Annotated in this window: 24 protein-coding genes and 1 riboswitch; of the genes, 4 read left to right on the top strand and 20 right to left on the bottom strand. The window is 39.5% G+C overall.

Annotated elements, in window-relative coordinates:
* Nucleotides 1-30 precede the first annotated feature (30 nt).
* From N7548_RS06300 to N7548_RS06285, 4 genes are read left to right on the top strand one after another with little or no spacing between them, the layout of a single operon-like run.
* Nucleotides 31-228: a helix-turn-helix transcriptional regulator gene (locus N7548_RS06300; RefSeq protein ID WP_263608620.1), complete on the top strand. Its 198-nt coding sequence runs from the start codon at nucleotides 31-33 to the stop codon at nucleotides 226-228.
* A 2-nt stretch (nucleotides 229-230) separates the two neighbouring features.
* Complete coding sequence (locus N7548_RS06295; RefSeq protein WP_263608619.1) at nucleotides 231-641, top strand: DUF2178 domain-containing protein; 411 nt, start codon at nucleotides 231-233, stop codon at nucleotides 639-641.
* A 12-nt stretch (nucleotides 642-653) separates the two neighbouring features.
* Nucleotides 654-1,427 (top strand): ABC transporter ATP-binding protein, encoded by a 774-nt coding sequence (locus N7548_RS06290; protein ID WP_263608618.1) that lies wholly within the window; start codon nucleotides 654-656, stop codon nucleotides 1,425-1,427.
* Nucleotides 1,427-2,596, top strand: coding sequence for an ABC transporter permease (locus tag N7548_RS06285; protein WP_263608617.1), 1,170 nt, complete (start codon nucleotides 1,427-1,429; stop codon nucleotides 2,594-2,596). The genes N7548_RS06290 and N7548_RS06285 overlap by 1 nt, the downstream gene beginning before the upstream one ends.
* Before the next feature lie 40 nt (nucleotides 2,597-2,636).
* On the opposite strand, the gene N7548_RS06280 is transcribed toward N7548_RS06285, so the two are convergent.
* The 20 genes from N7548_RS06280 to infB form a co-directional block, all read right to left on the bottom strand.
* The gene (locus tag N7548_RS06280) at nucleotides 2,637-5,045 is read right to left on the bottom strand and encodes a glycogen/starch/alpha-glucan phosphorylase (RefSeq protein WP_277617926.1); all 2,409 of its coding nucleotides are present in this window, start codon (nucleotides 5,043-5,045) and stop codon (nucleotides 2,637-2,639) included.
* A 91-nt stretch (nucleotides 5,046-5,136) separates the two neighbouring features.
* Nucleotides 5,137-6,987 (bottom strand): 1,4-alpha-glucan branching protein GlgB, encoded by a 1,851-nt coding sequence (gene glgB / locus N7548_RS06275; RefSeq protein ID WP_263608616.1) that lies wholly within the window; start codon nucleotides 6,985-6,987, stop codon nucleotides 5,137-5,139.
* Complete coding sequence (locus tag N7548_RS06270; RefSeq protein ID WP_263608615.1) at nucleotides 6,968-7,744, bottom strand: regulatory protein RecX; 777 nt, start codon at nucleotides 7,742-7,744, stop codon at nucleotides 6,968-6,970. Before N7548_RS06270 ends, glgB begins: the two co-directional genes overlap by 20 nt.
* Nucleotides 7,734-9,122, bottom strand: coding sequence for a S41 family peptidase (locus N7548_RS06265; RefSeq protein ID WP_263608614.1), 1,389 nt, complete (start codon nucleotides 9,120-9,122; stop codon nucleotides 7,734-7,736). The genes N7548_RS06270 and N7548_RS06265 overlap by 11 nt, the downstream gene beginning before the upstream one ends.
* Nucleotides 9,103-9,960 carry a YitT family protein gene (locus tag N7548_RS06260; protein WP_263608613.1) on the bottom strand — a complete coding sequence of 286 codons (858 nt, stop codon included), beginning with the start codon at nucleotides 9,958-9,960 and terminating at the stop codon, nucleotides 9,103-9,105. The genes N7548_RS06265 and N7548_RS06260 overlap by 20 nt, the downstream gene beginning before the upstream one ends.
* Nucleotides 9,961-11,052 (bottom strand): peptide chain release factor 2, encoded by a 1,092-nt coding sequence (gene prfB, locus N7548_RS06255; RefSeq protein ID WP_263608612.1) that lies wholly within the window; start codon nucleotides 11,050-11,052, stop codon nucleotides 9,961-9,963.
* A 63-nt stretch (nucleotides 11,053-11,115) separates the two neighbouring features.
* Complete coding sequence (locus N7548_RS06250) at nucleotides 11,116-11,523, bottom strand: DUF1801 domain-containing protein (RefSeq protein WP_263608611.1); 408 nt, start codon at nucleotides 11,521-11,523, stop codon at nucleotides 11,116-11,118.
* Nucleotides 11,524-11,579: 56 nt separating this feature from the next.
* Complete coding sequence (secA, locus tag N7548_RS06245; RefSeq protein ID WP_263608610.1) at nucleotides 11,580-14,072, bottom strand: preprotein translocase subunit SecA; 2,493 nt, start codon at nucleotides 14,070-14,072, stop codon at nucleotides 11,580-11,582.
* 112 nt (nucleotides 14,073-14,184) lie between these two features.
* On the bottom strand, nucleotides 14,185-14,745 hold the full coding sequence (locus tag N7548_RS06240) for a LemA family protein (protein ID WP_263608609.1): 561 nt from the start codon (nucleotides 14,743-14,745) through the stop codon (nucleotides 14,185-14,187).
* A gap of 12 nt (nucleotides 14,746-14,757) precedes the next feature.
* Nucleotides 14,758-15,594: a DUF3137 domain-containing protein gene (locus N7548_RS06235; protein WP_263608608.1), complete on the bottom strand. Its 837-nt coding sequence runs from the start codon at nucleotides 15,592-15,594 to the stop codon at nucleotides 14,758-14,760.
* 18 nt (nucleotides 15,595-15,612) lie between these two features.
* On the bottom strand, nucleotides 15,613-16,764 hold the full coding sequence (gene metK, locus N7548_RS06230) for a methionine adenosyltransferase (protein ID WP_263608607.1): 1,152 nt from the start codon (nucleotides 16,762-16,764) through the stop codon (nucleotides 15,613-15,615).
* 55 nt (nucleotides 16,765-16,819) lie between these two features.
* A riboswitch (SAM riboswitch) is annotated at nucleotides 16,820-16,916 on the bottom strand.
* Between the two features lie 64 nt (nucleotides 16,917-16,980).
* Nucleotides 16,981-18,258, bottom strand: coding sequence for a hypothetical protein (locus N7548_RS06225; protein ID WP_263608606.1), 1,278 nt, complete (start codon nucleotides 18,256-18,258; stop codon nucleotides 16,981-16,983).
* Nucleotides 18,259-18,278: 20 nt separating this feature from the next.
* A complete protein-coding gene (locus N7548_RS06220; protein ID WP_263608605.1) occupies nucleotides 18,279-18,830 on the bottom strand; it encodes a phosphatidylglycerophosphatase A family protein in 552 nt (183 codons plus the stop codon).
* A complete protein-coding gene (gene fmt, locus N7548_RS06215; protein WP_263608604.1) occupies nucleotides 18,808-19,743 on the bottom strand; it encodes a methionyl-tRNA formyltransferase in 936 nt (311 codons plus the stop codon). Before fmt ends, N7548_RS06220 begins: the two co-directional genes overlap by 23 nt.
* Before the next feature lie 10 nt (nucleotides 19,744-19,753).
* A complete protein-coding gene (gene priA, locus N7548_RS06210; RefSeq protein WP_263608603.1) occupies nucleotides 19,754-22,027 on the bottom strand; it encodes a replication restart helicase PriA in 2,274 nt (757 codons plus the stop codon).
* Between the two features lie 80 nt (nucleotides 22,028-22,107).
* Complete coding sequence (locus N7548_RS06205; protein ID WP_263608602.1) at nucleotides 22,108-23,046, bottom strand: SPFH domain-containing protein; 939 nt, start codon at nucleotides 23,044-23,046, stop codon at nucleotides 22,108-22,110.
* Between the two features lie 21 nt (nucleotides 23,047-23,067).
* Nucleotides 23,068-23,523: an NfeD family protein gene (locus N7548_RS06200; protein WP_263608601.1), complete on the bottom strand. Its 456-nt coding sequence runs from the start codon at nucleotides 23,521-23,523 to the stop codon at nucleotides 23,068-23,070.
* Nucleotides 23,523-23,906 (bottom strand): hypothetical protein, encoded by a 384-nt coding sequence (locus tag N7548_RS06195; RefSeq protein ID WP_263608600.1) that lies wholly within the window; start codon nucleotides 23,904-23,906, stop codon nucleotides 23,523-23,525. The genes N7548_RS06200 and N7548_RS06195 overlap by 1 nt, the downstream gene beginning before the upstream one ends.
* 129 nt (nucleotides 23,907-24,035) lie before the next feature.
* Nucleotides 24,036-24,380: a 30S ribosome-binding factor RbfA gene (gene rbfA, locus N7548_RS06190; RefSeq protein ID WP_263608599.1), complete on the bottom strand. Its 345-nt coding sequence runs from the start codon at nucleotides 24,378-24,380 to the stop codon at nucleotides 24,036-24,038.
* Between the two features lie 2 nt (nucleotides 24,381-24,382).
* Complete coding sequence (gene infB, locus N7548_RS06185) at nucleotides 24,383-26,209, bottom strand: translation initiation factor IF-2 (protein WP_263608598.1); 1,827 nt, start codon at nucleotides 26,207-26,209, stop codon at nucleotides 24,383-24,385.
* Between the last annotated feature and the right edge of the window lies 1 nt (nucleotide 26,210).

Raw genomic sequence — 26,210 nt, 5'->3', positions numbered from 1 at the left:
TGTAAAGTTAACTTGACATAGGAGGGGCTTATGCAAAATCGACTGGAAGCACTTAGAAAACAATACAATGTCAAACAAGAAACATTTGCAGAAGCGATAGGTGTATCAAGACAAACCATCAGTTCCATTGAAACGGGCAAATATAATCCTTCGATCATATTAGCCATAAAAATTGCGAGATATTTTAATCTTGCTGTAGAAGACATCTTTATTTTTGAGGAGGCATAATCATGAAAGACCATTTTTTTACAAAAACTTATCTAGAAACATTTAGAATTATCGGCATGGTTTCCATCATCGTATTTTTACTGAACATTCAATTTGATTTTCTAACCAGTTACCTCAGTGGTTTCACATTATCGTTTGGCATCACCATATTGGTACTATCGAGTATACTTCTTTTCAATAAGTCCTTTATGAAAGAAAGTAAGATTGCAGAACAAGATGAACGGTTGATGATGATTCGCGGTAAAGTGATGTCAACCACCTTCATGATTCAATATTGGGGTGTTGTGATTCTCATCATTGTGTTTGGTATGATTGAATCCACTTATATGGTATCTGTAACATTGGCAGGTTTCTTTGTCATTGAATACATCATCATGCTGATTTTAAACATCTATTATAAAAGAAAATACTAAAGGAGACCTCTTATGAATGTACTATTTTCTGTAAAAGACATCACTAAAACATTTAATTTATCCAAAAAACAACAAAAGATTTTGAAGACCAAGGAAACCAAAAAAGTCGCTGTTAAGTCGCTATCCTTCGATGCTTATGAAGGCGAAATTTATGGGTTATTAGGGCCCAATGGTGCTGGTAAAACCACGACACTACGTATTGCGAGCTCGCTCATAAAACCCGATACAGGTGACGTCCTGATCCAAGGCTTTTCTGTGGTCAAAGACCCAGCTGAAGTCAGACGACGTATTGGTTTTTTGACCAGCGAACTCAAACTTGAAGATTTTTTCACACCCAATTACTTGTTTGATTATTTTTCTAGGCTACATGGGATTCCTGAAACAACCATTAAGACACGAAAACAAATGCTATTTGATCAATTTGGTATCCACCCTTTTTGTGAAGTGAAGGTTTCAGATTTATCCACAGGGATGAAACAAAAAGTATCTTTAGCCATTTCCATTGCGCATGACCCAGACATCATCATATTTGATGAACCTACCAATGGGCTAGACATCATCACAGCGAAAACCGTCACTGATTTCCTCATCGATTTAAAAAACCAGGGAAAAACCATCATTTTATCTACCCATATTTTTAGTTTGGTTGAAAAGTTATGTGACCGCGTTGGCATCATCATTGATGGTGAAATGGTCTATACCAATACCGTATCAGAAATATTAAAAACATCTGATCTTGAAACCCTCTTCTTCAGTTTATACGCATCTCATGGAGGTAACTTCTAATGCAAAACATCCTAACAATTGTTCAAAAAGAATTGCGTCGCTTTTTTACTGACCGACGCATGCTCATCACATTGATATTGCCTGGTTTGATGATTTTTCTACTATACTCGTTGATGGGGTCTATCATGCAAGAAACAGATACCATTCCCGAAGATTATGTCTATCAAGTCTACGTCATCAATCCAGTAACAGAATTCGTACCGATCGATCAAACCGATCTTTATACGATTGAAACTCATGTCATCACGACTGAGGATATCTCAACAATCAAAACTCAGATAGCCGATAAAACCGTTGATTTGTTGATCATTTATGAACCTGACTTTTACAACCTCATGATGGCTTATAACACCTCTTCAGGTACCATGGCTCCAAAGGTTGAACTATTCCATAATACCTCTAAAAATGAATCTTACACCATTTATAATTATTATTTATATAGTTTAAATAACTTCGAATCGACCATAACCAATAAGTTTGACATCAATCGAGACGCTATCCCTTATAATCTCGCGAGTGCAACCGATATGTCGATTCAATTTGTAACGATGTTGGTGCCATTTTTGCTCATTACTTTCCTATTCACAGCTTCCTTGAGCATCGCAAGCGAATCGATTGCCGGTGAAAAAGAACGCGGAACCATCACAACCCTATTAACCACACCGACGAAGCGAAGTGAAATTGCCTTGGGTAAAATCATCGCACTATCCATCACCGCTTTGGCCAGTGCCGCATCTAGTTTTATCGGACTCATGCTATCCTTACCAAAACTCATCGGTGAAGATTTCACCATGGCCATGTATGATGTTGGTACGTACGTTTTACTATTCAGTGTAATCATCTCTACCGTTCTCATCTTTGTTGTGTTGATTTCCATCATCAGTGCATACGCAAAAACCATCAAGGAAGCATCTTCACTGGCTATGCCTTTCATGATCATCATCATGTTGGTTGGGATATCGAGCATGTTAGGATCAAGCACCACAGATACCCTGATGTATTTCATCCCTGTTTACAATTCAGTTCAATCCATTGGTTTTATCCTGGGGTTATCGGTAAATTACTTACACCTATTCATCACCATCGTGATCAACTTGGTATTGGTTGGTTTAGGCACATGGTTGCTGACACGAATGTTTAATTCTGAAAAAATCATGTTTAATAAATAAAGAAAAGCGTCTATGGAAAAATCCATTAGACGCTTTTTCATTATTTAATTTTATTGACGTGCCAAATGTCTTTGTTATACTCTTCCATCGTTCTATCGGTGGAGAAGAATCCAGATTTCGCTGTATTCATGATCGACATTTTGAGCCATGCTGCTCTGTTTTGATAAAGCTTATTGGCTTTGGCTTGGGCTGCCACATAGGCATCGAAATCTTTAAGTACCAAGTAGACATCTCTGTCTAGTAGGTTTCTTCTAATTTCTTCAAACTCATTGGGTTGTACATTGGTGAAGAATCCATTGGTCAATTGGTCTAAGACTTTCTTGATTCTTGGATCTCTTTGATACATTTCATACGGTTGATAATTGCCTTTTTTATAGATATCTGTGACTTCTTTGGCATTTAGACCAAAGATAATGATGTTTTCTTGACCGACAAAATCAGCGATTTCAACGTTTGCACCATCTAGGGTACCAATGGTAATCGCACCATTCATCATAAACTTCATGTTCCCAGTACCAGAAGCTTCTTTTGACGCTGTTGAGATTTGTTCAGACAAATCGGCAGCCGGCATGATGGTTTCTGCATAGGTAACATTATAATCTTCAACAAAGACCACTTTTAATAAGTCATTGGTTTCAGGGTCATTATTGACTTTTTCAGCAATCGTATTGATGAGTTTGATGACCTTTTTCGCAAACCAATAAGTCGGTGCAGCTTTCGCACCAAAAATAAAGTTTTGTGGGTAGAATTGTTTACGCATTTCTGGGTTTGACTTCAACTCATTGTATAGATACATGATGTGTAAAGCATTCATCAATTGACGTTTGTATTCATGAAGACGTTTGACTTGGATATCGAATATCGCATGCGGGTTGAGTTTTACGCCTTGTTCCTTATAAATCTTATCGGCTAAAGCTTGTTTTCTAGCCAGTTTCATCGCTTCAAAACGTTTTTGGACCGATGCGTCATCGGCGAATTGAACCAAACCTTCCAATTTTGAGGTGTCGGTAATCCAACCATCCCCGATGGTGTCTTTTAAAATCGATACGATTTCCGGATTGGATTGTAAGACCCAACGACGGTGGGTAATCCCGTTGGTTTTATTGTTAAACTTGTTCGGATAGTATTGGGCAAAATCACGCATTTCGATGTCTTTTAAGATATCGGTATGCAGTTGTGCAACCCCATTCACTGAAAATGACCCAACAATCGCTAAATTAGCCATGTGAACCATGCCATTTTTAAGGATTTGCATGTTTTCAACTTCTCTCGCATTATCGCCAAAGCGTTGTTTGAGTTCAATTTCAAAACGACGGTTGATTTCTTCTGTGATGGTATAAATTCTTGGTAATAGGGGTTGGAATAGACGGATTGGCCATTTTTCCAACGCTTCTGCTAAGATGGTATGGTTGGTATAAGCGACACAACGCTTGGTGATATCCCAAGCATGATCCCATTCCATCGATTCTTCATCGACCAAAATACGCATCAATTCAGGAATGATTAACGTTGGGTGGGTATCGTTGATATGGAATACCGCTTTTTCTGCTAGGTTTTCTAAAGTACCAAACAACTTCTTGTGTTTTTTGATGACAGCGTTAACCCCTGCACTTGAGAATAAGTATTGTTGTTTAAGTCTTAAGATTTTACCTTCATCGGTATCATCATTTGGGTAAAGCATTTCCGAAATTTGTCTTAATTTCTTATGGTAATCAAATGTGCCACCTTGATTTTGATAGCGGTCACTGGGTTCAGCACTCCATAGACGTAGGGTGTTTACGACTTGGTTGTTATACCCAACAATTGGCACATCATATGGTACAGCTTTAACGTATTCGGCATTGCGGTGGAACACATTGAGCTTACCATCGGTTACAGATAGTTCGATATACCCATAAAATGGAATATCTACCGCTTCTTCATCGCGTCTGACTTCCCAAACGTGGATGTCTTTTAACCAACGGTCAGGGTATTCTACTTGATAGCCATTTTCGATTTTTTGTTTAAAGAATCCGTAGCGATAGCGGATGCAGTTACCATGGACTGGTAATGCTAAAGCAGCGACAGAGTCCATGAAACAAGCCGCTAAACGACCCAAGCCACCGTTGCCTAACCCGGCATCGGTTTCTTTGTGTTCGATTTCATTGATGTCTAATCCGAGGTCATCAAACGCCGATTTAACGACATCATAAACCCCTGCATTCATTAAGTTATTGGTAATCATACGTCCCATCAAAAACTCCATCGAGAAATAGTAGACTTGACGTTGATCCGCTTCGATTTTCTTGGTTTCTTTCCAGTCGAGTGAAATGTGCTCTTTGAGTAAAGTCCCTAGAGCGACATATTGTTGATAACTACTGGATTCTTTAAAATCGAGTGCATATGTCTTTTCCACTTGTTCGATGAATGCTTTCTTAAACGTAGACGCATTTTCAAATATATTTGACATGTGTATTCTCCTTACAATATTGATCCATTGTGATTATACCATAAAGGCACCTCATCAAAAGGTGCCTTCTCTGTTGCAAACGATTACATTTTTATTTGCAATACTTCAGTATAAGTGCCGTTAACGGCCCAATGGTCATCTTAACGAACTGTTCTTGTCCATGACATTGACCTTCATGTGTATGCAGCGGTAAACCGTTGTATTGGTCTGATCCACCGTACTTTAAAAGATCGCTGTTGATGATTTCATCATACGTACCTTTCATCGGTACACCAATTTCATATTGATGGTAGACCACTGGCGTCATATTGAGTACGACAATCACATGGTCTTCACGATTTTTACCATATCTAATATAGGAGAAAATGGATTGGTCGGCGTTGGTCGAATCGATCCATTCAAACCCTTCCTTTTGATGGTCAAGTTCATGTAATGCACCTTCAGACTTATATAAATAGAGTAAATCTCTGACAAATTCATTGGCTGAATGGTGTGATTTAAATTCATATAAGTTCCAATCGAGTTGACGGTGAACACTCCATTCTTGAAAGTGTGCAAACTCTTGACCCATGAATAAGAGTTTCTTCCCTGGGTGGGTCATATATAGCCCCATCAACAAACGATAGTTCGCGAATTTTTGCCAATAATCGCCTGGCATTCTCGTGAGTAAAGTACCTTTGCCATGAACGACTTCATCGTGTGAGAATGGTAAAACAAACTGTTCGGAAAATGCATAGGTTAAACCAAAGGTAATGTCATGGTGATGCCATTTACGGTGAATTGGATCACGTTTGAAATACCTGAGGACATCGTTCATGAAACCCATGTTCCACTTGTAGTTAAAACCAATCCCACCTGCATCTACTGGCTTGGTGACACCTTCAAATGCGGTGGAGTCTTCTGCCATGAATAGAATGCGGTCATCTTTCCCAAAAATGACGTGAGAAAGTTGTCTTAAGAAGTCAATGGCCCCTTGGTCGGTACCGTTACGAGAGTCACCCAAGTAATATAATAGGTTAGAAACAGCGTCGACTCTAAACCCATCGACATGGAAATAGTCCATCCAATAACACGCATTGGAAATAAGGAAACTTCTGGTTTGTGGTTTTGATAAATCGAGGTTGGCAGTACCCCAAACTTCATTTTCACGTTTCCATGATTCATCGTGTTCATATAATGGTGAACCATCAAAGAAATACAAACCATGGGCATCCTTACAAATGTGGCCAGGAACCCAGTCTATGATGATGCCAAACCCTTCTTGGTGTAAACGGTCAATCATGTACATCAAGTCTTTGGGCACCCCATATCTTGCGGTAGCTGCGAAATAACCTGTGCCTTGATAGCCCCATGAATCATCGAGTGGGTGTTCATATATTGGCATCAATTCCACATGGGTGAAATTTTGTTCTTTGAGGTATTGAATCAATTGTTCGACAATTTCATTGAATTGAAAGAATTGTCCGTATTTGGTACGCCAGGAGCCCATGTGCATTTCATAAATCATCACAGGTTTGTCATATACTTTGGTTTTCGTATACATCCAGTCTTGGTCGTGCCATTCATACCCATCGATATCATAGACTTTCGATGCGGTATTCGGTCTATTTTCGGCAAATTTTGCATAAGGGTCTGCCTTATACAATTTACCTTGGTTGGTGAAAATCACGTATTTATATTTTGCCCATTCTAAATTCCAAGGAATCTCAATCGACCAGACACCGATATCGTCGATTTTGCTTAATGTATGGGCATGTTCTTGCCAATTGTTAAACTCGCCAACCACGGAAACCATGACCGCGTTCGGTGCGTACACAGTGAATCTTGTCCCTGTGATGTACCCTTGGTCATCTTTGATTAAGTGAGCACCAAAAATGCGATGGGCATCGTACAGTTTGCCTTGCATAAAGAAATAAGCATCGTCATTCGAAATCTTGTACATAATCATTCTCCATTTCTCGGTATAGTTGTTCGATCTTTTGACCGTTAAACCCTTTTTGTCGAAGTGCTTGGATGATTTTTTGTTTCAGTTGATAGCCTTGATAAGTACGCTCGTACTTGATTTTCAATTTCTTAAATTCTTTTTGAATCGTATCTGCTTCATTGAAGCGATTTGGATCCAAATAGGCATTTACATACTTCTCGATATCTTCATAAATAAAGCCTTTACCTAACCATTGTCTAATAATGGTATTTTTAGCTTGAATATATGTCGGTTTTTGAATCGATTTACAGGATTTTTGGACAAGTTTTTTTAAAACATCGTCGTTTTTCGGTAATAATCGTTCAATCACATCGGGATGAATCCCTTTGTTTTTAAGGAGTGATTCAATCTTTTTTGAACCATATTTGGATTGATACCCTTCTACCAATAGTTTACCATATTCGAAATCATCTAAATAGCCCAGTTTTTTATAGGTTGAGGTCCATGATTCAATGTTTGATTCACTCACACCTAAGTTTCTTAGATAAGATTTAAATTCATAGACGGTTTGTGGCTTTTTGAGGTGCACAATCGCCTTGCGTTTTTGAATATTGATTTTATCTGCTTCTAGTACTTTTTTCCATGTCTTATCATCCATCTCTGTATCTTTACGAAGTTTGAATACGACGATGGTCTCTTCATCTAAAGCAAAGACTTGCCCATCGATGGTAACTTTATACCCATAACGAATACGTTCTAATTTCTCAACTTTCATCGTTCACCATCCAGGCAATTGCTTGTTGGAGTTGTAAGTCATAATTGACTTGTTCTCGATATAAACGATAGGCATCGATTAAGTGCATGGTTGTTTCATAATTAAGTGTACCAGTGACTTGTAGATTAAACTGCGTTTGATAGGCACTGATTTTTGTCGATAAATCTGCATCCAAGGTGAGCACATCAAAGCGGTCTTCAAGGCTATCTTCAGTCATATTTAAGACGTCAATTAGCGCTTGAAATTCAGTCAAATCATCGCCCAATATCCATTCCTGTATATAAACAGGATATGTTCTCGATAGTAAACCGCTTTGTTCGATGACGACATCCGGAACAATTCCACCTTCTACAGTGTTGCCATTTGGAGAATACCAAAAACCTTCCGTCATATTGAGATACATTTCTTTCCCTTGTCGATTCAAAACAAAGGTGGTTTGATACACAAATTTACCAAAAGATTGGGTGCCTAATAGTGGATAACTACCATTTTCTCTTAACGCCATCGCCAATACTTCTGACGCGGACGCACTATGTTCATTCATTAAAATGACAATTGGATATGTTTTCTTAACATTATCAGGGTTGCCATAATAATTGGTTTTGTGGTCATCATAGATTCGGTGCATGGTCACGACAGGTTCATTCCCTGTTGCGAACTGTGCGATGATATCGACAACTGCGGTTAAATAGCCGCCCCCATTGTCTCTGACATCGATGATCAAACCTGTCGGATTTTGGGCTCCAACCAAGGCGAGTTCAGTTCTGAATGCGAGCCCTGTTTTTCCAGCAAATCGGTTGATATCAATATAAGCTATTTTATTCTCATACACTGTTGATGTCACAGAATTGATGGGTATTTCACTGATCGTCACTGTGGTAGTCGTTACTTGATCACCCCGTTGGATGGTCAAATTGAATTCATCATTGAGTTCACCGGATAATAAAGCGGTTTTTTCTTCATAAGATAACGTTTCTAGTACAGTATCATTGATGGCGGTGATGATGTCACCAATGTACACTTTACCATTCAAATTGGCCAAAGGATTGACATTGCCAACCAGTAGTCCCAAGTCATCATCGATGATGGTTACACCGATACCATAATAGGATTCATCGAGTTCAATGGTTCGGGTGTTGGGGACATACATGTAAGTATATGGGTCATCTAATCGTTCAAATAACGCTTCGACACTTTCCACATCTTCTAGTTTAAAATCCAAGTCTTTGTAGTAGTACTGATCTAAAATCGAATAGATCTCATACAGGTCTGGTTTAGTTAAAAAAGTGGGTAATGTGACTTCACACCCACTTAAAAAACCTATGACTAGGCTGATGATGATCGATACATAGATTTTCTTATTCTTTACTAAATCCACGTCCAACCGCCTCTTTCGTATCGGTCATAAAGGTAAACGACTCAGGATCGATGCGTTCAATGACCGATCGCATTTTATTGACTTCACGATTACGCATCGTACAGATGACCATTTTGCCTTTGTGACCACTGAATCCACCTTCAGAATCGATCAGTGTACAACCACGGTCAATCGTATCGTAAATCGCTTGTTTGATTAAATCTGGTTTCTTAGTAACCACAAATATGGTCTGACCAGCGCGTCCTTTAATCGATACGTTATCGACGATGATTGAAATCAAGAACACGCTCGCGACTGCATAAATGAATAGTTCAATGTCTCTAAAGAATACCAAGGATAGTAAAACAACTAACCCATCGGTGAAATAAAATATGATTTGGTAAGGGATGTGCAGTTTTTTATGAATGATGCTTTGTAAGACATCCATCCCACCGGTAGTACCGCCAAAGCGGAATACAATACCCAAACCTACACCTACCAAAATAGAGCCTGAAACTGCAGCGATGAGCAATTTCGATTCGGTGAGTTGGTTCATAATCCAAGCGTCATTCGCGCCGAGGGTCTCTAATATAAACAGAATCACTGGTGATGCCAGTGAACCGAAAATAGTTTTCATAAAGAAATCTTTACCTAGAACAATTAAGCCTAAAAATAATAAAAATGTATTGAGGATAAAGACAATAATGGAAGGATTGATCTGTGCTTTAAATATGACTGCAATCCCCATGACCCCCCCAATAACGAGGTTTTCAGGGAGTAGAAAAAAGTAAAAACCAAGGGTCATGATGGTAACCCCGAAAGCGATTTGTGCATATTCAATTGCGAGTTTTTTAATCATCTAATCACCTGACTTTAAGTACGCGTTGATGAAGCCATCGATTTCGCCATCCATCACAGAAACCGTTTGACTGGTTTCATAATCTGTTCGATGGTCTTTCACCATTTGATAGGGGTGGAACACATAGGAGCGGATTTGTGAACCCCAACCAATGTCTTTTTGTTCCCCTTTGATTTCGGAAAGTAATTTCTTTTGTTTTTCAATCTCTAATACCGCTAATTTTGAACGTAAAATGTCCATCGCGACTTCTTTATTTTTGATTTGGCTGCGTTCATTTTGACACGTAACAACGATGTTGGTCGGTAAATGGGTCACACGAACGGCACTATCGGTGGTATTGACACTTTGTCCACCTGCGCCACTGCTTCTATAGACATCCACTTTAATGTCTTCGTCTTTGATTTGAATATCGATCCGTTGATCGATTTCTGGCATCACTTCGACAGACACAAACGAGGTGTGTCTTCGCGCATTGGAATCAAATGGAGAGATTCGAACCAAGCGATGGACGCCATGTTCGCTCTTCAAATAGCCATAAGCGTACTTACCTTTGATGCGAATGGTCACACTTTTAATGCCAGCCTCTTCACCTGCTTGATAATCCAATACTTCAATCTTATAGTTTTTTCGTACCGCGTACCGTTGATACATGCGATAAAGCATTTCACACCAGTCTTGTGACTCGGTACCGCCAGCCCCTGGATGGAGTTCTAAAATGGCTGGTAAATCGTCATAAGGTTCATTTAATAAAGTCAATGTTTCAAAAGTCTTCAATGCTTTATCTAAGACATAAACCTCATCTGTGATCATTAAAAAGTCCTCCGATTGATCATCGGTGACGGCTGCGAGTTCCTCTAATGCCTTGTATTGTTGATATAACGACTCATAGGTGTCAATTTGTTCTTTTTGTTGATTGGTTTTTTCAATCATCTTTTGAGCGCTTTTGACATCATCCCAAAAATCAGCCGCGGACATCAATCGGCTGTTTTCTAAAAACTGTTGTTTTAAATTGTCCATGTCGAGTGCTTTTTGTAAATCCGCTAAACGCGAATCAAAGGACTCTAAGTATTTATTTAATTCATAACGTTCCATAATATAACCTCAATTCCATTATAACAAAGTTATAAGATTAACACTAGATAAAGCGGTTATATGTTATTCAATGAGGGTTATAAAATCGTACTTCAAAGCATCTTCATATGATTTTCGCATCAATCTTTTTAAAACATTCAAATCCACATCACTCAGTTTTTTGATGTACAAACACCCTTTTCCATAGGTACATTTACCAAGCGTTTTAATTTCTTCATACTGTTCGATATTATAGGTTAAATAAAGTGTAATGGCTTGTTTTCGACTGGATAAGGCTAAAATCGGCATATGACCATCATGTCCGGTCTTATATTTATAATAAAGTTTTCCAAATCCGATGATGGTTCCCCACAATTTAGGTTCTCTATTCGTGATTTGTTTCATCTCGTTAACAATCCATAAAATGGCTTCATAACGGTCAGCGCTCAGTTGTTCTATATACGATTGAATTGATTCATTTGTGATATCCATAAAACCACCTCACTTATATTATATCGAAAAAAAACACTCCGAAGAGTGTTTTAAGCTTAGCGACGTTTCCAGTTAGGCATGTTGCGTTGGTTGTGGTTTTGTTTGACCTTGGATGGCTTTTTGTTTCGAAGTTCGCCACCTTCATTGGTCTTGGTGTTTTTAACCACTTCTTCGCGTTCAGAATTGACACGAATTTGGGCACGCAATACATAGGTTGCGATATCCTTAGAAATGTTTAAGGTCATTTCACGGAACTTATTGAAACCTTCTTTTTGATAAATTTGTAACGGGTTAGCTTGTCCATATTGTTGAAGGGTAACGGCTTGTCTAAGTTCACTCATTTGGTCAATATGGCGCATCCAGAACGTATCGATGACACGTAGAGAAATGACTTTAAGGAATTCATTGAAGATTTCTTCAGGGAATTGAGCCTTTTTGTTTTCAATCTCATGCATCGCCAAGGATTTCAAATAGGCTGGAATGCCTTTTTCATCGAGTTCTGCAAGTTTTTGCTTATCCACTGTGCCACGAACGAATAAAACCCCATCGAATGTGACATGAATTGCTTCGTCATTGATTTCAAATTTATTCTTACCGACTTGAACCATGAGTGGTGCGACGGCACTATCGATATAGGATTCAATGGCTTTGATGACAAATGGTTCAATGTTGGCTTCTGTGAGTACAAATGTACGTTCAGCGTACATGATTTCTCTTTGTTTTCTTAATACGTCATCGTATTTCAAGACGGTTTTACGGGTGTCGTAGTTTTGACCTTCAATACGTTTTTGAGCAGATGAAACGAATCTAGAGAACATTTTCGATTCGAGCGGTTGTGGCTTTGTAGCTTCCTTATCGGTATTGAGTTTGGAGATCATCGCGATACGTTGTTTGAAGGTTTCGCCACCGAAACGCATCAATAGTTCATCTTCTGCGGATAGGTAGAATCTAGAGTAACCTGGGTCTCCTTGACGACCTGAACGACCTCTCAACTGATTGTCAATACGTCTGGATTCATGGCGTTCAGAACCGATAACGGCTAGACCACCCAGTTCAACAACCCCTTCACCCAATTTGATATCGGTACCACGACCGGCCATATTGGTCGCGATGGTAACCGCGTATTTATGACCTGCTTTCGCAATGATATCGGCTTCACGTTCATGTTGCTTGGCATTCAATACGTCGTGTTTGATACCGCGACGGGTAAGTAGTTTGGATAATACTTCTGAGGTTTCAACGGCCACTGTACCGAGTAGAATCGGTTGTCCTTTTTCATGACGTTCTTGGACATCATCGATGAGGGCATTATATTTATCTTCTAAAGTGACAAATAGGAAGTCTGGCGCATCCACACGAATGACAGGTTCATTCGTAGGGACTTCGACGACATACATGTTATAGATTTCTCTAAATTCTTCTTCTTCGGTTTTAGCGGTACCGGTCATACCCGATAGCTTTTTATACATTCTGAAGAAGTTTTGATAGGTGATGGTTGCAACCGTAACGGTTTCTTTTTTAATCTCCACATTTTCTTTGGCTTCTAGTGCTTGGTGAAGACCTTCAGAAAATTGTCTACCTGGTAAAACACGACCGGTAAATTGGTCAATGATCAAAACAGCGTTATCGACAACCATGTAGTCTTTGTCTCTAAACATGATGTAGTTCGCTCTTAATGCATTATTGATATGGTGCAACAAGGTAACGTTGTTGATATCATATAAGTTTTCGATACGGAACATTTGTTCTGCACGAACTATACCCGATTCGGATAGTTCAATGGTTTTAGATTCAATATCGATGATGTAATCTTCATCTTTTAAGTATTTTGCGAAACGATCTGCGGCTGCATACAAGTTTTGATTTTGTTTTGCACCACCAGAGATGATAAGTGGGGTTCTCGCTTCATCGATTAAGATGGAGTCAACTTCGTCGATGATGGCGTAGTTTAGACCACGTTTTTGAACCATGTCTTTCGCATACAACACCATGTGATCTCTTAAATAGTCAAAACCCAATTCTGAGTTGGTAGAGTATAAAATATCACAAGCATAGGCTTCTTTCTTTTGATCAGGGGTCAATTCACGGATATTTAGACCCACAGTTAAGCCTAAGAAACGGTAAATATCGCCAATTTCACCTTCAGCTTCACGTCTAGCGAGGTATTCGTTGACAGTGACAATGTGAACACCTAACCCATTTAAAGCGTTTAAATAAGCTGGCATAACAGCGGTCAATGTCTTACCTTCACCGGTTTTCATTTCGGCAATGTTCCCACCATGAATCGCAATCGCCCCAAGCAATTGGACATAATAGGGGTACATGCCAGTCACACGTCTTGAAGCCTCACGCACCACCGCATAAGCTTCTACCATCAAGTCATCTAAAGATGCCCCTTGTTGGAAGCGTTGCTTGAATTCTTCGGTTTTATTTTTAAGCTCTTCATCGCTTAAAGCAGCCACAGAAGAGGACAGTTTTTCAATTTTATCAGCGACTGGTTTCGCTTTTTTCAATTCTTTTAATCCAGAGTCAAACCATTTTTTAAACATCAAATCACACTTTCTTTGGATAATATCTCTATAGTATATTACTATAAATGGGGTTGGATTACAACCAAACCCCATCTTTTAACACAAAAAAACGCCGAAGCGTTTTTCTTTATTAGAATTTAAATTCTACGTCTTGACGTTTTTGAGCTTCCGCTTCAAAGAAGTCACGTTTTGTAAAGCCTTTCCAATTGGCAATCATCGAACTTGGGAATACCACAATCTTTTGATTGTAATAAGAAACGTTCGCGTTGTAAACACGTCTTGCTGCTTGAAGGTTTTCTTCTACTTCTGAGCTTGCACTTTGTAATTTAGCAAAGTTTTCCGATGCTCTGAGTTGTGGGTATTGTTCAACAACCACATTTAAACGTGCCATCGAATCGGATAATTGGTTCGCGAATGCTTGCTTTTCACCAATCGGTGCACCATGCGCTGGTTGACGCATAGCAATGACAGATTCTAAAGTCTTTCTTTCATGGTCTGCATAACCTTTGGTTGCTGAAACCATTTTGGTTAATAAGTCAAAGCGTTTTGTTAAAGCAACATCAATACCAGATTCAGCTTCATCAACTTTGACTAAAAGTCTGTTGAAGGTATTGAGGGTGCCGATGACCCATAAAACAATGACTAACAGTAAACCGAGTACTACAAATAAAACGACAAGTCCTGTATCCATATTTCAATCCTCCTATTGTTTTTTAAACTTTTCGCTATCCAACTTGAACTCATTGATGATTGCGGCTGGCATATCAATATCATTTAAGATGTGTCCAATGGTTTCCATCGTTAGCGGTGTTTTCAATTTTAATTCGAATGAATCGGATGAATCATACACAGCGACATCCAAGTGATTTGCATAGTACATCATTTGGTAGTGTCCTCGGTGCATGTTCTCCATTTCCAGTATCTTTTCAATCAATACTGGGGTAAGTTGGTAATATACATATTGTTCATCGGATGCGAATACTTTAAACTTCTTGTTGAATTGCACCGATTCGGTTTCATATTTTTTAAGTCCTCGAGCGGCTGCACCGACAAATCGACCTTCTTTGACTTGAAGAATTTGTGCAAAATCTCTTTCATAGTCAAATGTGTACCAACGGCCCTTGAAAATCGTTTGGTATGAATAGGTCACGTTGCCTTTTGAGTCGCGATGTTCAACACGTTCTTCCATGTGAATATCTGAACAAGCAAAACGAACACCCTTGTATTTACCTCTCATCAAATCTTCTCCGTGAAAACGGTCAGGTCTTTGATAGAAGTTTAAACCATTGATGTGCGCCAATGAGATCGAATCTTGTGGTCTATAATCCGCTTCTTCATATTGGGATTCAATCAATGCTTTGATGATTTTTTCTTTGGTGAGTTTACGGTATTCACTGGCGATTTGTCCTGCTTTCGCTAGAAAATAGATGCCCACCAACACAATCAATAACAAGAAACCTTTTTTCATGTTCGATTGGTAGGCTTGATACATCTCCAATCGCTTCGTTTCATAAGTCGCTAAAACGTCTTTATATTCCATAGAATCACCTACTTTATTTTATAATAAATGCTTAAAGAAATCAACCTTATCTAAACGTTCCCATGGTAATTCCACATCACTACGCCCCATATGGCCGTAATTCGCGGTTTGTTGGTAGATTGGACGCTTTAAGTCCAACGTTTTTATGATACCTTTTGGGGTAACATCGAAATGATTTCGAATGACTTCCACGATTTGATGGTCTTCGACTTTGGCTGTACCAAAAGTATCGATGCGAATGGATACTGGTTTCGCTACACCAATGGCATAGGCGAGTTGTACTTCACACTTAGAAGCAACCCCGCTCGCAACGACGTTTTTCGCAATATATCTTGCCATATATGAGGCGCTGCGGTCCACTTTTGAAGGGTCTTTACCCGAGAATGCCCCACCACCATGTCTTGCGTAGCCACCGTAAGTATCGACGATGATCTTACGACCGGTTAAACCAGAGTCTCCTTTAGGACCACCCACCACAAATTTACCAGTTGGGTTGATCATAAATTTGGTATGATCATCGACCAATTCTTTTGGTAATACCGCATCAATGACTTCTTTTTTGATGCCTGCACGTACAACTTCGATATCGATGTCAGCGTGCTGAGAAGACACAACAACGGTATCGATACGTGCTGGACGGTCATGTTCATCGTATTCAATCGTCACTTGAGCTTTACCATCTGGACGTAAGAAATCCAAGATATTTTCGTGTCTAACGGTATCTAATCGTCTGACCAAACGGTGTGCCAATTCAATGGGTAGCGGCATATAATTATCGGTTTCATCACATGCAAATCCAAACATCAAGCCTTGATCGCCTGCCCCTTGTTCATGGCCTTCATATTCATCGACACCCATCGCGATGTCAGGCGATTGGTTGTTGATCGATACCAAAACCGCTAAGTTTTCAGCATCAAATCCATATTTACCACGATCATATCCGATGTCTGAAACGGTATTTCTGACAATGGTTTGGATGTCCACGTACGTTTTAGTGGTGATTTCACCCATCACCAAAACAAGTCCGGTGGTCACAGCTGTCTCACAAGCGACTCGAGCGTCCTTGTCTTCTTTTAAAATCGCGTCTAAAATGGCGTCAGATAGACGGTCACATATTTTGTCTGGATGACCACTGGTCACCGATTCTGATGTAAATAGTTTTCTTTCCATGTTTTTTACCTCCAAACATCAAAAAAACTCTTTCCCAACGAAAAGAGTTTCTAATCTCTCATTGTTGGGTTGTACCCCTCGTCATTAGCACCTTGCTTAAGCAGGTTGCTGCTACATCACAGGCGACTAGCCTCCGTAGCTCTTAATAAGATTGGATTCAGTTAATTAAGCATACCTATTATAACATGTGTTTTTGTTTTTGCAAGTCATTTTGAATCAATATTCATTGTAAATTTTTTCGAAGTCTGTTTTGAATTTTAAGAAGCGTTCAACCAAAGTAGACTCGAAATAAACATAGAAGCTTTTTTCGAATAATTGGATGACTGCAGCATTCGGATAAGGTCTCTTATACGATTTAGAACTGCGCATCGTGACATATAAATCCGCCAACAAAATGACTTGAGATTCAATGGCCGGTTGGATAGCCCTCATCTCTGTGACGAACTTATCGTTGGCCACCCCTTCGATGTGTGCTCTTGCGATATCTTCGGCTTTTTGAGCCAATTGAAATCGTTTTGCAATCATAGTTCCTAAGGATGTTTTCTTCTTTAAATTATCGTAATCTTCACTTTCAATCCCTTTTTGAACCAAATCCTCGATTTCATGGGCTCGCATGTGAATGACAGCGTATTGTTCGATGTATTCTACCTGTTTATTGTTAAGTCCATAATATGCCCCCAAACGACTGCTCATTTTGGAGACCAAATCGATGTGTTGACGATCCAAAAATGCCCGTTTTGAAGATAACACCACAGCGTATAAATCCGTGACAATGTTGGTGAAATCCGATTGAACTTCCCGACGTTTCATGAGTTCATTTTTACGTTCTTCTTGCATGTAAGCACCCATCGATACAATCGAATAAATAACCAACATGAAAATCGTAAATAGGACGATACGCAGATAGAAATCTTGGGCTTCTTTGGTTGGTAGGAATTGTTTTAAAAACTCAAGGATACCTAAACCTTCATACTGTTCGGTCAGTTTGTATGTCCAAACGAAATGGATAAATGTAATCCCCGCGACCATGCCTTGGAACGTCCACATGATCAATCGACGACTTTGATACAGTGAAATAACGACCACCGCATAATAAATCAAAATATAAGCTGCTGTTTCAAAGTTACCATACAGTCTCGCATAGATCAAAATGGCTGAAATAAACATATAAATCGCTTCAACATACATCGCGACTTCTTGTTTGGTCTTATCGTGTCTTTCCCCAAATATCAAACGGTTAATGACATTGTTTAGGAAAAAAGTGAATGGGAATGACAACGCAGAAAAGAGCCAGTCAGATGGCTCATTGTTTACCGCTGCGATAAAGAATAATATGATCGAATAAACGATATTCGATAAAAAGATGATATTCTTGATGACGATGTTTCGACGGTGTAACACCATCACATCGTCTGTGATATCGATATTTTCTTCAAAGCCAAACAAGCGGCTAAAAAAGTGTTTGGTTAAATGCTTAAATTTATCCTTTTTCACGCTTGTCCCCCTAAAAATAGTTAGTCAAATAATGAGATTTGTTTGTGTGGTTCTTCTTGAGCGATGTCTTCATTGATGACTTGTGCCACTCTAGTGGAAGCTGCAGCCGCAATCGCACCAACGATATCGTCTAAGAATGTATGAACGATGCCTTCTTTTTTGCCATCTTCATTCAACTGTTTTACAATGCCATGTTTATTGACATCGATGTCACCAAAGTTGGTCATACCGATGACGCCGTATAATCTCGCAACGTCTAACCCTAAGACTTCATCCACACCAAATAGACCTAAATCTTGTTCGATGATGTCTTGAATCGGTGATGAGAACATCTTTTTTTCAACCAATTTATCAATTTCAACAGATAATAAAACATGGTGGAAAATGTCTCTTAATGACAAGACTTTAAGGACAGATTCACGACAGGTTTCAAATTTAATGTTGTCTGTATAACGGGCTTGTTGTTTGTAAGCAATGTCCGCGATATCATCGACAGAAACGCCACGGCTCTTCAATGCTTCGACACATAGACGAGTCATCTCTTCACGGCTAAATAATACTTTTTTCTTCATATGTTACGATGTCTCCTTTGACGAATAGTTTTTGTCCATTCAGAAAATCTCTTGCCATCATGATTTTCTTATTTTCAGGTTGGATTTTAATAAGCTCAACCACCGCGTCTTGACAACGGATGTATAAGTGCTTCTTATCGCTTAAAATCTCGCCAGGGACTCCGCTTAATATTATATCACTTTTTGCGATTTCGTATACCTTAATCCGTGTATTTTGAATGAATATTGAACCGCCAGGTTGTGATAATAGTGACCTCAAATGACAATCGATTTGCTGATAGGTTTGTCTAAAGTCTAAATATTCATCGGATGGTTTTAAATTATATGCAAAGCTCACCAAGGATTCATCTTGGGCAATTCTTTTGGCTTTGCCATTCATGAGTAGGGGTAGATTTAGTTCAAGCAAGTCTCTCGCCACCCAACTGAGTTTTTCCATCAAGCTATCGGTGGTATCATTTGACTCAATCTGGACGTTTTTCATCTCGATGATGTCACCTGAATCCATTTTAGGTGCCATATACATCAAAGTAACACCTGTTTCCGATTCACCGTTTCTAATGGCATATTGAACAGGAGCGCCACCTCGATACTTGGGCAGTAATGACCCATGTAAATTGACAGATATACCTGCATCAAGCACCGCTTTTGGAATCATTTGTCCGTAAGCAGCTGTGACGATGATATCCGGTTTTACATCCAAAATGGGTTGGTAGTCCAACTTCATTTTGATGGGTTGAAATAGGGGGATATTGTGTGCCATGGCATATTGTTTTACGGGTGAAAATTCAACCTTGCCTGCACGACCCACTTTTTTATCTGGTTGGGTGACCACCAGTGCAACCCCATATTGTTCATGTAACATTTGTAAGGTAGGTACCGCATACGCAGGTGTTCCCATGAAGACTATTTTCATCTAAATTCTCCTAAACTTCATCATTATATCGATAAAATGAAATCGATAGCGATGGATTTTCATATGTTTTTTTGATCCATTCGATGAGGGTACTTAAATCTTGGCGTTTTTGGGTTTTAATCATCAATTTATAGGTATGTTGTTGATATTCGCTGGGTCCAATGATCTCAAACTGAGAATAACGAGCCAATACGGTTTGTTTCAATCGTTGGATGGCTTTTTCGGTCTGTTCTGATGTTTTCCCTCTAAATACCAAGGTTAACAACTGGGTATAGGGTGGGTTTTTCGCCAACATTCGACGGTTGAGTTCTTGTTCATAAAACGCCGATTCATCTTGAATGGTTTTGATCACAAAATGATTTGGTTGATACGTTTGTATGATCGACAATCCCGCTTGTTTTCGACCAGCCCTACCCATCGTTTGTCGGATCAATTGATACGTTCGTTCATTGGCCAAATAGGTAGGTGCTTTTAACATCGAGTCAATCAATAAAATACCGACCAAAGGGATATCAAAATCATGTCCCTTGGATATCATTTGTGTGCCAATTAAAATATCTATTTCCTTATCTTTGAATGCCTTAATCGTATCGATATAAACACCTTTTTTAGTGGTGTTATCCGCATCTAATCGACTCACTTTGGCTCTTGGAAAAGCCATTTTGATATGAGACTCAACTTGTTCAATCGCGATCCCAACCGGTTTAATTTTCTCACTGCCACAAGCATCACATACATACACCGGTGGGATGGTATACCCACAGTGGTGACATTTGAGTTTATGTTTTTCTTTATGATACACCAACGGGGTATCGCATTTTTCACAGGTAGGGACATGTCCACAGCTACGACACATCACATAAGGTGCATAGCCTTGTCGATTGGCTAAAATCAAGACTTGTTGTCTATTTCTCAATGTTTGGCTAATCGCTTCATGAAGCGTTTTAGACAACATCGATAAGTTCCCGTTTTCGAGTTCTTTTTTCATATCTACTACGATAACGTCATCCTCAGTTTGGTAGACTTTTTCGGTGAGTTCAATCCAATTTAACTTTCCCATTTGGGCATCGTACAATAGTTGAACTGGTGGGGTGGCGGATGCGTAAACCAAAGGCACTTTATGGTATTTCGCTCTTTCTACCAAGACATCCAAACCATGGACCGTTTTTGCATAATCGAGATAGATGCTATCTTGAGCTTCGTCAGCCACAATCAATCCCAAAGATTGAAATGGGGTAAACATCCCAAAAGGGGTTGTGATCAGGACATCAGATGCACCGAGTTGAACCGCTCGGTAAGCATCGAGTTTTTGTTGTTCTGTCAATCCGGAATGGATTTTTGAAACACTCAAATAAGGTGAGATATAATCCGCCATTTGTTCGACCAATGCTTCATCTAAGGTGACGATGAGTGCTTGTTGATTGGTCTGTTGTAGTTTACGACAAAGTTGTAAAAATACCTCGGTTTTACCAGAGGCCGAGACCCCTTTGAGCAGAAAGCGTTGATAGGTTTTAAAGGCGGTTGCGATATCCTCAATCGCTTGATTTTGTTCGGTAGTTAACACTTTATGATCTTGTGCAATCCAGGAACGATGGGTCGATATTTTTTCAATCGATTTGGTGCTGACAGACCCTTGTTCAATCAGTATTTTCAACATGGCTTTGGTATACCCTTCCGACAGGATATCATCGATGGTCCTCTCGGTGGATAAAAAGTGCCATAAAGCTTGTTGTTTTGGGGTCTTTGGTTTAAAGTCGGTCGCTTCATATGAAATCATCATTTGAATCGACTTCTTTTGTTCTATGAAGGTTTCAATAGATATGATTTTCTTGGATTCTGCTGTTTTAAATGCGTGATAGTGTTTCATCCATGTTTTTTGAAATACCGAATGGTCCTTTGTTAAAAGTTCCAATAAAGGTGACTTCAATAAGTGTCTTTGTAAAACATGAACCTTTTTGGTATAGTCGATTTTTAAGACATTTGGGACAACTTTATCATAGGCTATATGCTTAGGTATCATGGCTTGTTTTTCCAAATAATCGATCAAATGAAGCTGTTCTTTGGTTATCAGGGGTTCTAAATCAAATGGTTCTATAATGGACTTGGTTGCGTCAAGAGAAGTTGGTTTGATCCCAGTGATGAGACCCACACGGGTGGTGCTACCAAAAGGCACCACCACACGCATCCCGACGACTAAAAATCCCTTCAATGTATCGGGGATGAGATAATCGTAAGCAGATAAGATTTGGGTGGTTTTTAAATCCAGCATCACTTCTGCAATCATGATATCACCTACATCAAATTATATCATAGTTAGGGCATTTAACGCGACAAAAAACAGGTTTTTAGGCCTGTTTCTTTGGTTTATTTTGTCGATTTTTTATCTTCGCTAAACAATTCTTTGGCGGAGGTCACTAAACCTGCTAAGCCTTGAAGTTCGGAAGGAATGATGAGTTTGGTTGCTTGACCTTTAGAAACTTCAACCAATGCATCATAGGCTTTTAATGTAAGTACTGAATGGTCAGCACCTGCTTTTTTAACCATTTCGATCCCTTTTGCAGTCGCTTCTTGGACTTTTAAAATAGCTTCAGCTTCACCGGCAGCTCTAAGAATGGCTGCTTCTTTTTGAGCTTGTGCTTCAAGGATTTGAGATTCTTTGAAACCTTCAGCTTTTAAGATGGCGGATTGTCTTTCCCCTTCTGCGATCAAAATCGATTGACGTTTTTCACGTTCTGCTCTCATTTGTTTTTCCATGGCTTCACGGATGTCTTTAGGTGGGATGATGTTCTTCAATTCCACACGAACGACTTTGATACCCCATGGGTCTGTCGCTTCATCTAAGATGATACGCATTTTGCTGTTGATGAGTTCACGGCTGGTTAACGCTTCATCTAAGTCAAGGGCACCGATGATGTTACGAACCGTGGTTGCTGTCAATGTTTCAAGGGCACGGTTAGGATTATCTACACCATAAGCGAATGCTTTAGGGTCGGTAATTTGATAATAGACGACGGTGTCGATTTGCATCGTAACGTTATCTTTGGTAATGACTGGTTGTGGTGCATAGTCATTAACAATTTCTTTAAGGGTTACTGTTTTTGATACGCGATCAATGAATGGTACCAATAGGTGAATCCCTGTGTTCCATGTCGCATAATAACGACCCAATCTTTCAATAACCAATGCTTGTGTTTGTCTGACAATTCGAATACTCGATAAAGCAATGATCACTGCAAGTAACAACAAGATGAGTAGAATGACTAATGCAATCGTACCCGGTTCTACAGCTAATAAGTTAAACATTTATAAATCATCCTTTCTTTTTTATAAGTCTTCTTTAAGGACATCGACAAGCAACTTATTGCCCACGATATCTAAAATAACCACACGTGTACCTACTGGAATAGGATCTTTTTGTGTTGTAAAGGCTCTCCAAATTTGAGAATCTACTTTGACTTCACCTTTACCATCAAACGGTATTTCAGTAACCACGACACCATGCATACCAACCGTACGGTCAGCATTGGTTTTAATGACTTCCTTGTCCATGAAACGTTTGGTCAATGGGCGAGTTAACGCCAATAAAACCAACGATACGACGATGAAAATGGCGATTTGTCCAAAGAAATTCACGTTTGATGCGGCTGCAATCAATGCACCAATCGCACCGACAGAGAACCAAATAGTGACCAAATCAGAGGTTTCAAACTCAATTAAAATGGTCCCTACCAATACAACTGCCCAAATAATAATCATCAAATAATCATTTAAAAATTCCATTAGCCCTTTACCTCCCCATCCAGTTCAATGACGAGTAATCTTTCTGTGGCATTCCACTTAGCGCGATATTTATAATTGGTATCCTTTGTGAATGTGAACTTGGTCACCAATGCGATATCGCTCACTACTTTTTTACTGCTGATTCGACCATAACTCTTCTTAATGGCGACATCTAGTAAATGATTTTTATTGACATCGCCTCGAGTGGCTTCTTCTTTACTTAAATTTTTAATGACGACACGTCTTTTTTCTCTGTCAATGCCAACGATGACTTTATATGCATCTACAAAATAGGATGCAGCCACTTTATTGAGTGTAATGTTCGAGTCATAGAAGGTAACAGTGCCTAAAGTGTCCTTCGGCATAATCCATTCTATTGCCATAATTCCCCCTCCTTACTTCTATTATACACCATCTTGTGAATTTTCAATACATTTTTTGAATTTTTTTGAATTTATTAATATCGTGTGAAATCATGGGGGTACTTAGAACAAAAAGGACCCAGTAGGGTCCTATTCGATGGATTTAAGAATTTTATCAATTTTGTTGCCATAAGCCAAGGCTTCATCATACTTAAAAACCAATTCCGGCATTTTACGTAGATTGTTGACTTTAGATGCGAGTTCTTTACGCACTTGTTTGTTGATTTTGTCCAAGTTGGCTTGCGCAACTTTGATGACTTCTGGATCATCATTCAAGATCGTGTAGAACACGGTTGCGAAAGACAAGTCACGTGTGATGCGTACTTCTGTTAAATTATAGTAGTTCACCACATCGGATTTGTTTTCACGATTGATGATGACAGCGAGTTCTCTTAAGAATAACGAATTCAATCTTTCGATGGAAATGCTTGACATAGTTAACCACGCTCCACTTCTTTTTCAATTGAGGCTTCCATAATGTCGCCTTCTTTAATATCGTTAAAGTTTTCAATGGAAATACCACATTCATAACCAGCTTTGACTTCTTTAGCATCGTCTTTGAAGCGCTTTAATGAAGCCATTTTGCCTTCATAAACAACGATACCTTCACGGATGACTCTCACCAATGAGTTACGTTCGATGACACCATCGGTCACATAACAACCGGCAACGGCACCGACTTTAGATATTCTAAATACGGAACGTACTTCAGCTTGTCCAGTCACCACTTCTTCAAACTCTGGTGCTAACATACCTGTCAAGGCTGCTTCGATGTCTTCAATGGCTTTATAAATGATGTTATACAGTCTCACTTCAACCCCTTGGCTCTTCGCGAATTCGCGAACAACACTGGTAGGTCTAACGTTAAACCCGATGATGATGGCGTTGGATGCACTGGCTAAAGATACATCACTTTCGGTGATGGCACCGACTGAAGAACGAATGACATTGACGTGTAAACCTTCAATATCGAGTTTTTCAAGTGAGCCTTTCAACGCTTCAATCGACCCTTGGGTATCCCCTTTGATGATGAGTACCAATTCTTTTTGTTCCGCTTCTGCTTGTTCCATCATGGATTTTAAAGAAGCTTTCTTTTGTTTTGCCATTTCGCCTTCACGTTGACGTGCTTGGCGTTCTTCAGCAATTTGACGCGCTTGTCTTTCATCGCTCAACGCGACGAAGATATCGCCCGCTTCAGGCATATCAAATAAACCAGTGATTTCCACAGGTTGACCTGGGATGGCTTCGTCATAACGACGTTTGGTGTCGTCATTCATGGTACGAATCTTACCATAGGTATTCCCTGCGACCACGTTGTCACCGACTTTTAATGTCCCGTTGGTAACGATGACAGTGGTAACAATTCCTCTACCTTTATCCAGTCTAGCTTCAATGACAGTACCACTGGCAAGACGGTTCGGGTTGGCTTTCAAATCTTCAATTTCAGAAACCAATTGGATGACATCCAATAAAGTGTCGATGCCTTTACCTTTAAGGGCAGAGACTTCTACATAAGGGGTATTACCACCCCATGCTTCTGGAATCAATCCTAAATTAGATAATTCCGTCATCACCAATTCTGGGTTGGCTTGTGGCTTATCCATTTTATTGACTGCAACGATGATCGGTACTTGGGCTGCTTTCGCATGTTCAAGTGCTTCTACCGTTTGTGGCATCACGCCGTCATCGGCAGCAACCACCAAAATACATAAATCGGTGACTTTCGCCCCACGTGCACGCATTTCAGTAAATGCTGCATGTCCTGGGGTATCGATAAAGGTGATTTTTTCACCATTACGTTCTACTTGGTAAGCACCAATGTGCTGTGTAATACCACCGGCTTCACCAGCGACCACACGGGTGTGGCGAATGGTATCCAATAAGGTGGTTTTACCGTGGTCAACGTGACCCATGATGGTCACGATTGGTGCACGTTTCACCAAATCTTCAGCGGCGTCTTCAAACTTCATTTCATCAAAACGGGTAATATCGGTAATCACTTCGTCTTGGATTTTAAATCCCATATCTTCGGAGATGAGTTCAATCGTATCACGGTCAATCGACTGGTTCACAGAGGTCATCACCCCGAGCATCATGAGCTTTTTAATGATTTCAGCATTCGAAATGCCTAACCCTTCAGCCACTTCTGATACTTTCATGTTTGGCTTGTAAATAATCGTTTTACCACGAACGACGTTGGCGTCTCTTCTTGGTATGTTCGACGTTCTAGATTCATTTTTCTTTGAATTAGGACGTTTGTTCATA

Source organism: Paracholeplasma manati (assembly GCF_025742995.1).
Taxonomy (GTDB): Bacteria; Bacillota_I; Bacilli_A; order Acholeplasmatales; family UBA5453; genus Paracholeplasma; species Paracholeplasma manati.
This window is presented reverse-complemented; position numbering and strand designations above follow the sequence as displayed.

Coding starts and splice junctions, on each gene's coding strand:
- N7548_RS06280 (WP_277617926.1), bottom strand. CDS start 5,045: ATGTCAAATATATTTGAAAATGCGTCTACGTTTAAGAAAGCATTCATC.
- N7548_RS06295 (WP_263608619.1), top strand. CDS start 231: ATGAAAGACCATTTTTTTACAAAAACTTATCTAGAAACATTTAGAATT.
- fmt (WP_263608604.1), bottom strand. CDS start 19,743: ATGAAAATAGTCTTCATGGGAACACCTGCGTATGCGGTACCTACCTTA.
- N7548_RS06285 (WP_263608617.1), top strand. CDS start 1,427: ATGCAAAACATCCTAACAATTGTTCAAAAAGAATTGCGTCGCTTTTTT.
- secA (WP_263608610.1), bottom strand. CDS start 14,072: ATGTTTAAAAAATGGTTTGACTCTGGATTAAAAGAATTGAAAAAAGCG.
- metK (WP_263608607.1), bottom strand. CDS start 16,764: ATGGAAAGAAAACTATTTACATCAGAATCGGTGACCAGTGGTCATCCA.
- glgB (WP_263608616.1), bottom strand. CDS start 6,987: ATGTACAAGATTTCGAATGACGATGCTTATTTCTTTATGCAAGGCAAA.
- N7548_RS06235 (WP_263608608.1), bottom strand. CDS start 15,594: ATGGAATATAAAGACGTTTTAGCGACTTATGAAACGAAGCGATTGGAG.
- prfB (WP_263608612.1), bottom strand. CDS start 11,052: ATGGAACGTTATGAATTAAATAAATACTTAGAGTCCTTTGATTCGCGT.
- N7548_RS06300 (WP_263608620.1), top strand. CDS start 31: ATGCAAAATCGACTGGAAGCACTTAGAAAACAATACAATGTCAAACAA.
- infB (WP_263608598.1), bottom strand. CDS start 26,209: ATGAACAAACGTCCTAATTCAAAGAAAAATGAATCTAGAACGTCGAAC.
- N7548_RS06200 (WP_263608601.1), bottom strand. CDS start 23,523: ATGGAATTTTTAAATGATTATTTGATGATTATTATTTGGGCAGTTGTA.
- N7548_RS06240 (WP_263608609.1), bottom strand. CDS start 14,745: ATGGATACAGGACTTGTCGTTTTATTTGTAGTACTCGGTTTACTGTTA.
- N7548_RS06250 (WP_263608611.1), bottom strand. CDS start 11,523: ATGGATATCACAAATGAATCAATTCAATCGTATATAGAACAACTGAGC.
- N7548_RS06195 (WP_263608600.1), bottom strand. CDS start 23,906: ATGGCAATAGAATGGATTATGCCGAAGGACACTTTAGGCACTGTTACC.
- N7548_RS06220 (WP_263608605.1), bottom strand. CDS start 18,830: ATGAAGAAAAAAGTATTATTTAGCCGTGAAGAGATGACTCGTCTATGT.
- N7548_RS06270 (WP_263608615.1), bottom strand. CDS start 7,744: ATGAAAGTTGAGAAATTAGAACGTATTCGTTATGGGTATAAAGTTACC.
- N7548_RS06290 (WP_263608618.1), top strand. CDS start 654: ATGAATGTACTATTTTCTGTAAAAGACATCACTAAAACATTTAATTTA.
- rbfA (WP_263608599.1), bottom strand. CDS start 24,380: ATGTCAAGCATTTCCATCGAAAGATTGAATTCGTTATTCTTAAGAGAA.
- N7548_RS06260 (WP_263608613.1), bottom strand. CDS start 9,960: ATGATTAAAAAACTCGCAATTGAATATGCACAAATCGCTTTCGGGGTT.
- priA (WP_263608603.1), bottom strand. CDS start 22,027: ATGATTGCAGAAGTGATGCTGGATTTAAAAACCACCCAAATCTTATCT.
- N7548_RS06205 (WP_263608602.1), bottom strand. CDS start 23,046: ATGTTTAACTTATTAGCTGTAGAACCGGGTACGATTGCATTAGTCATT.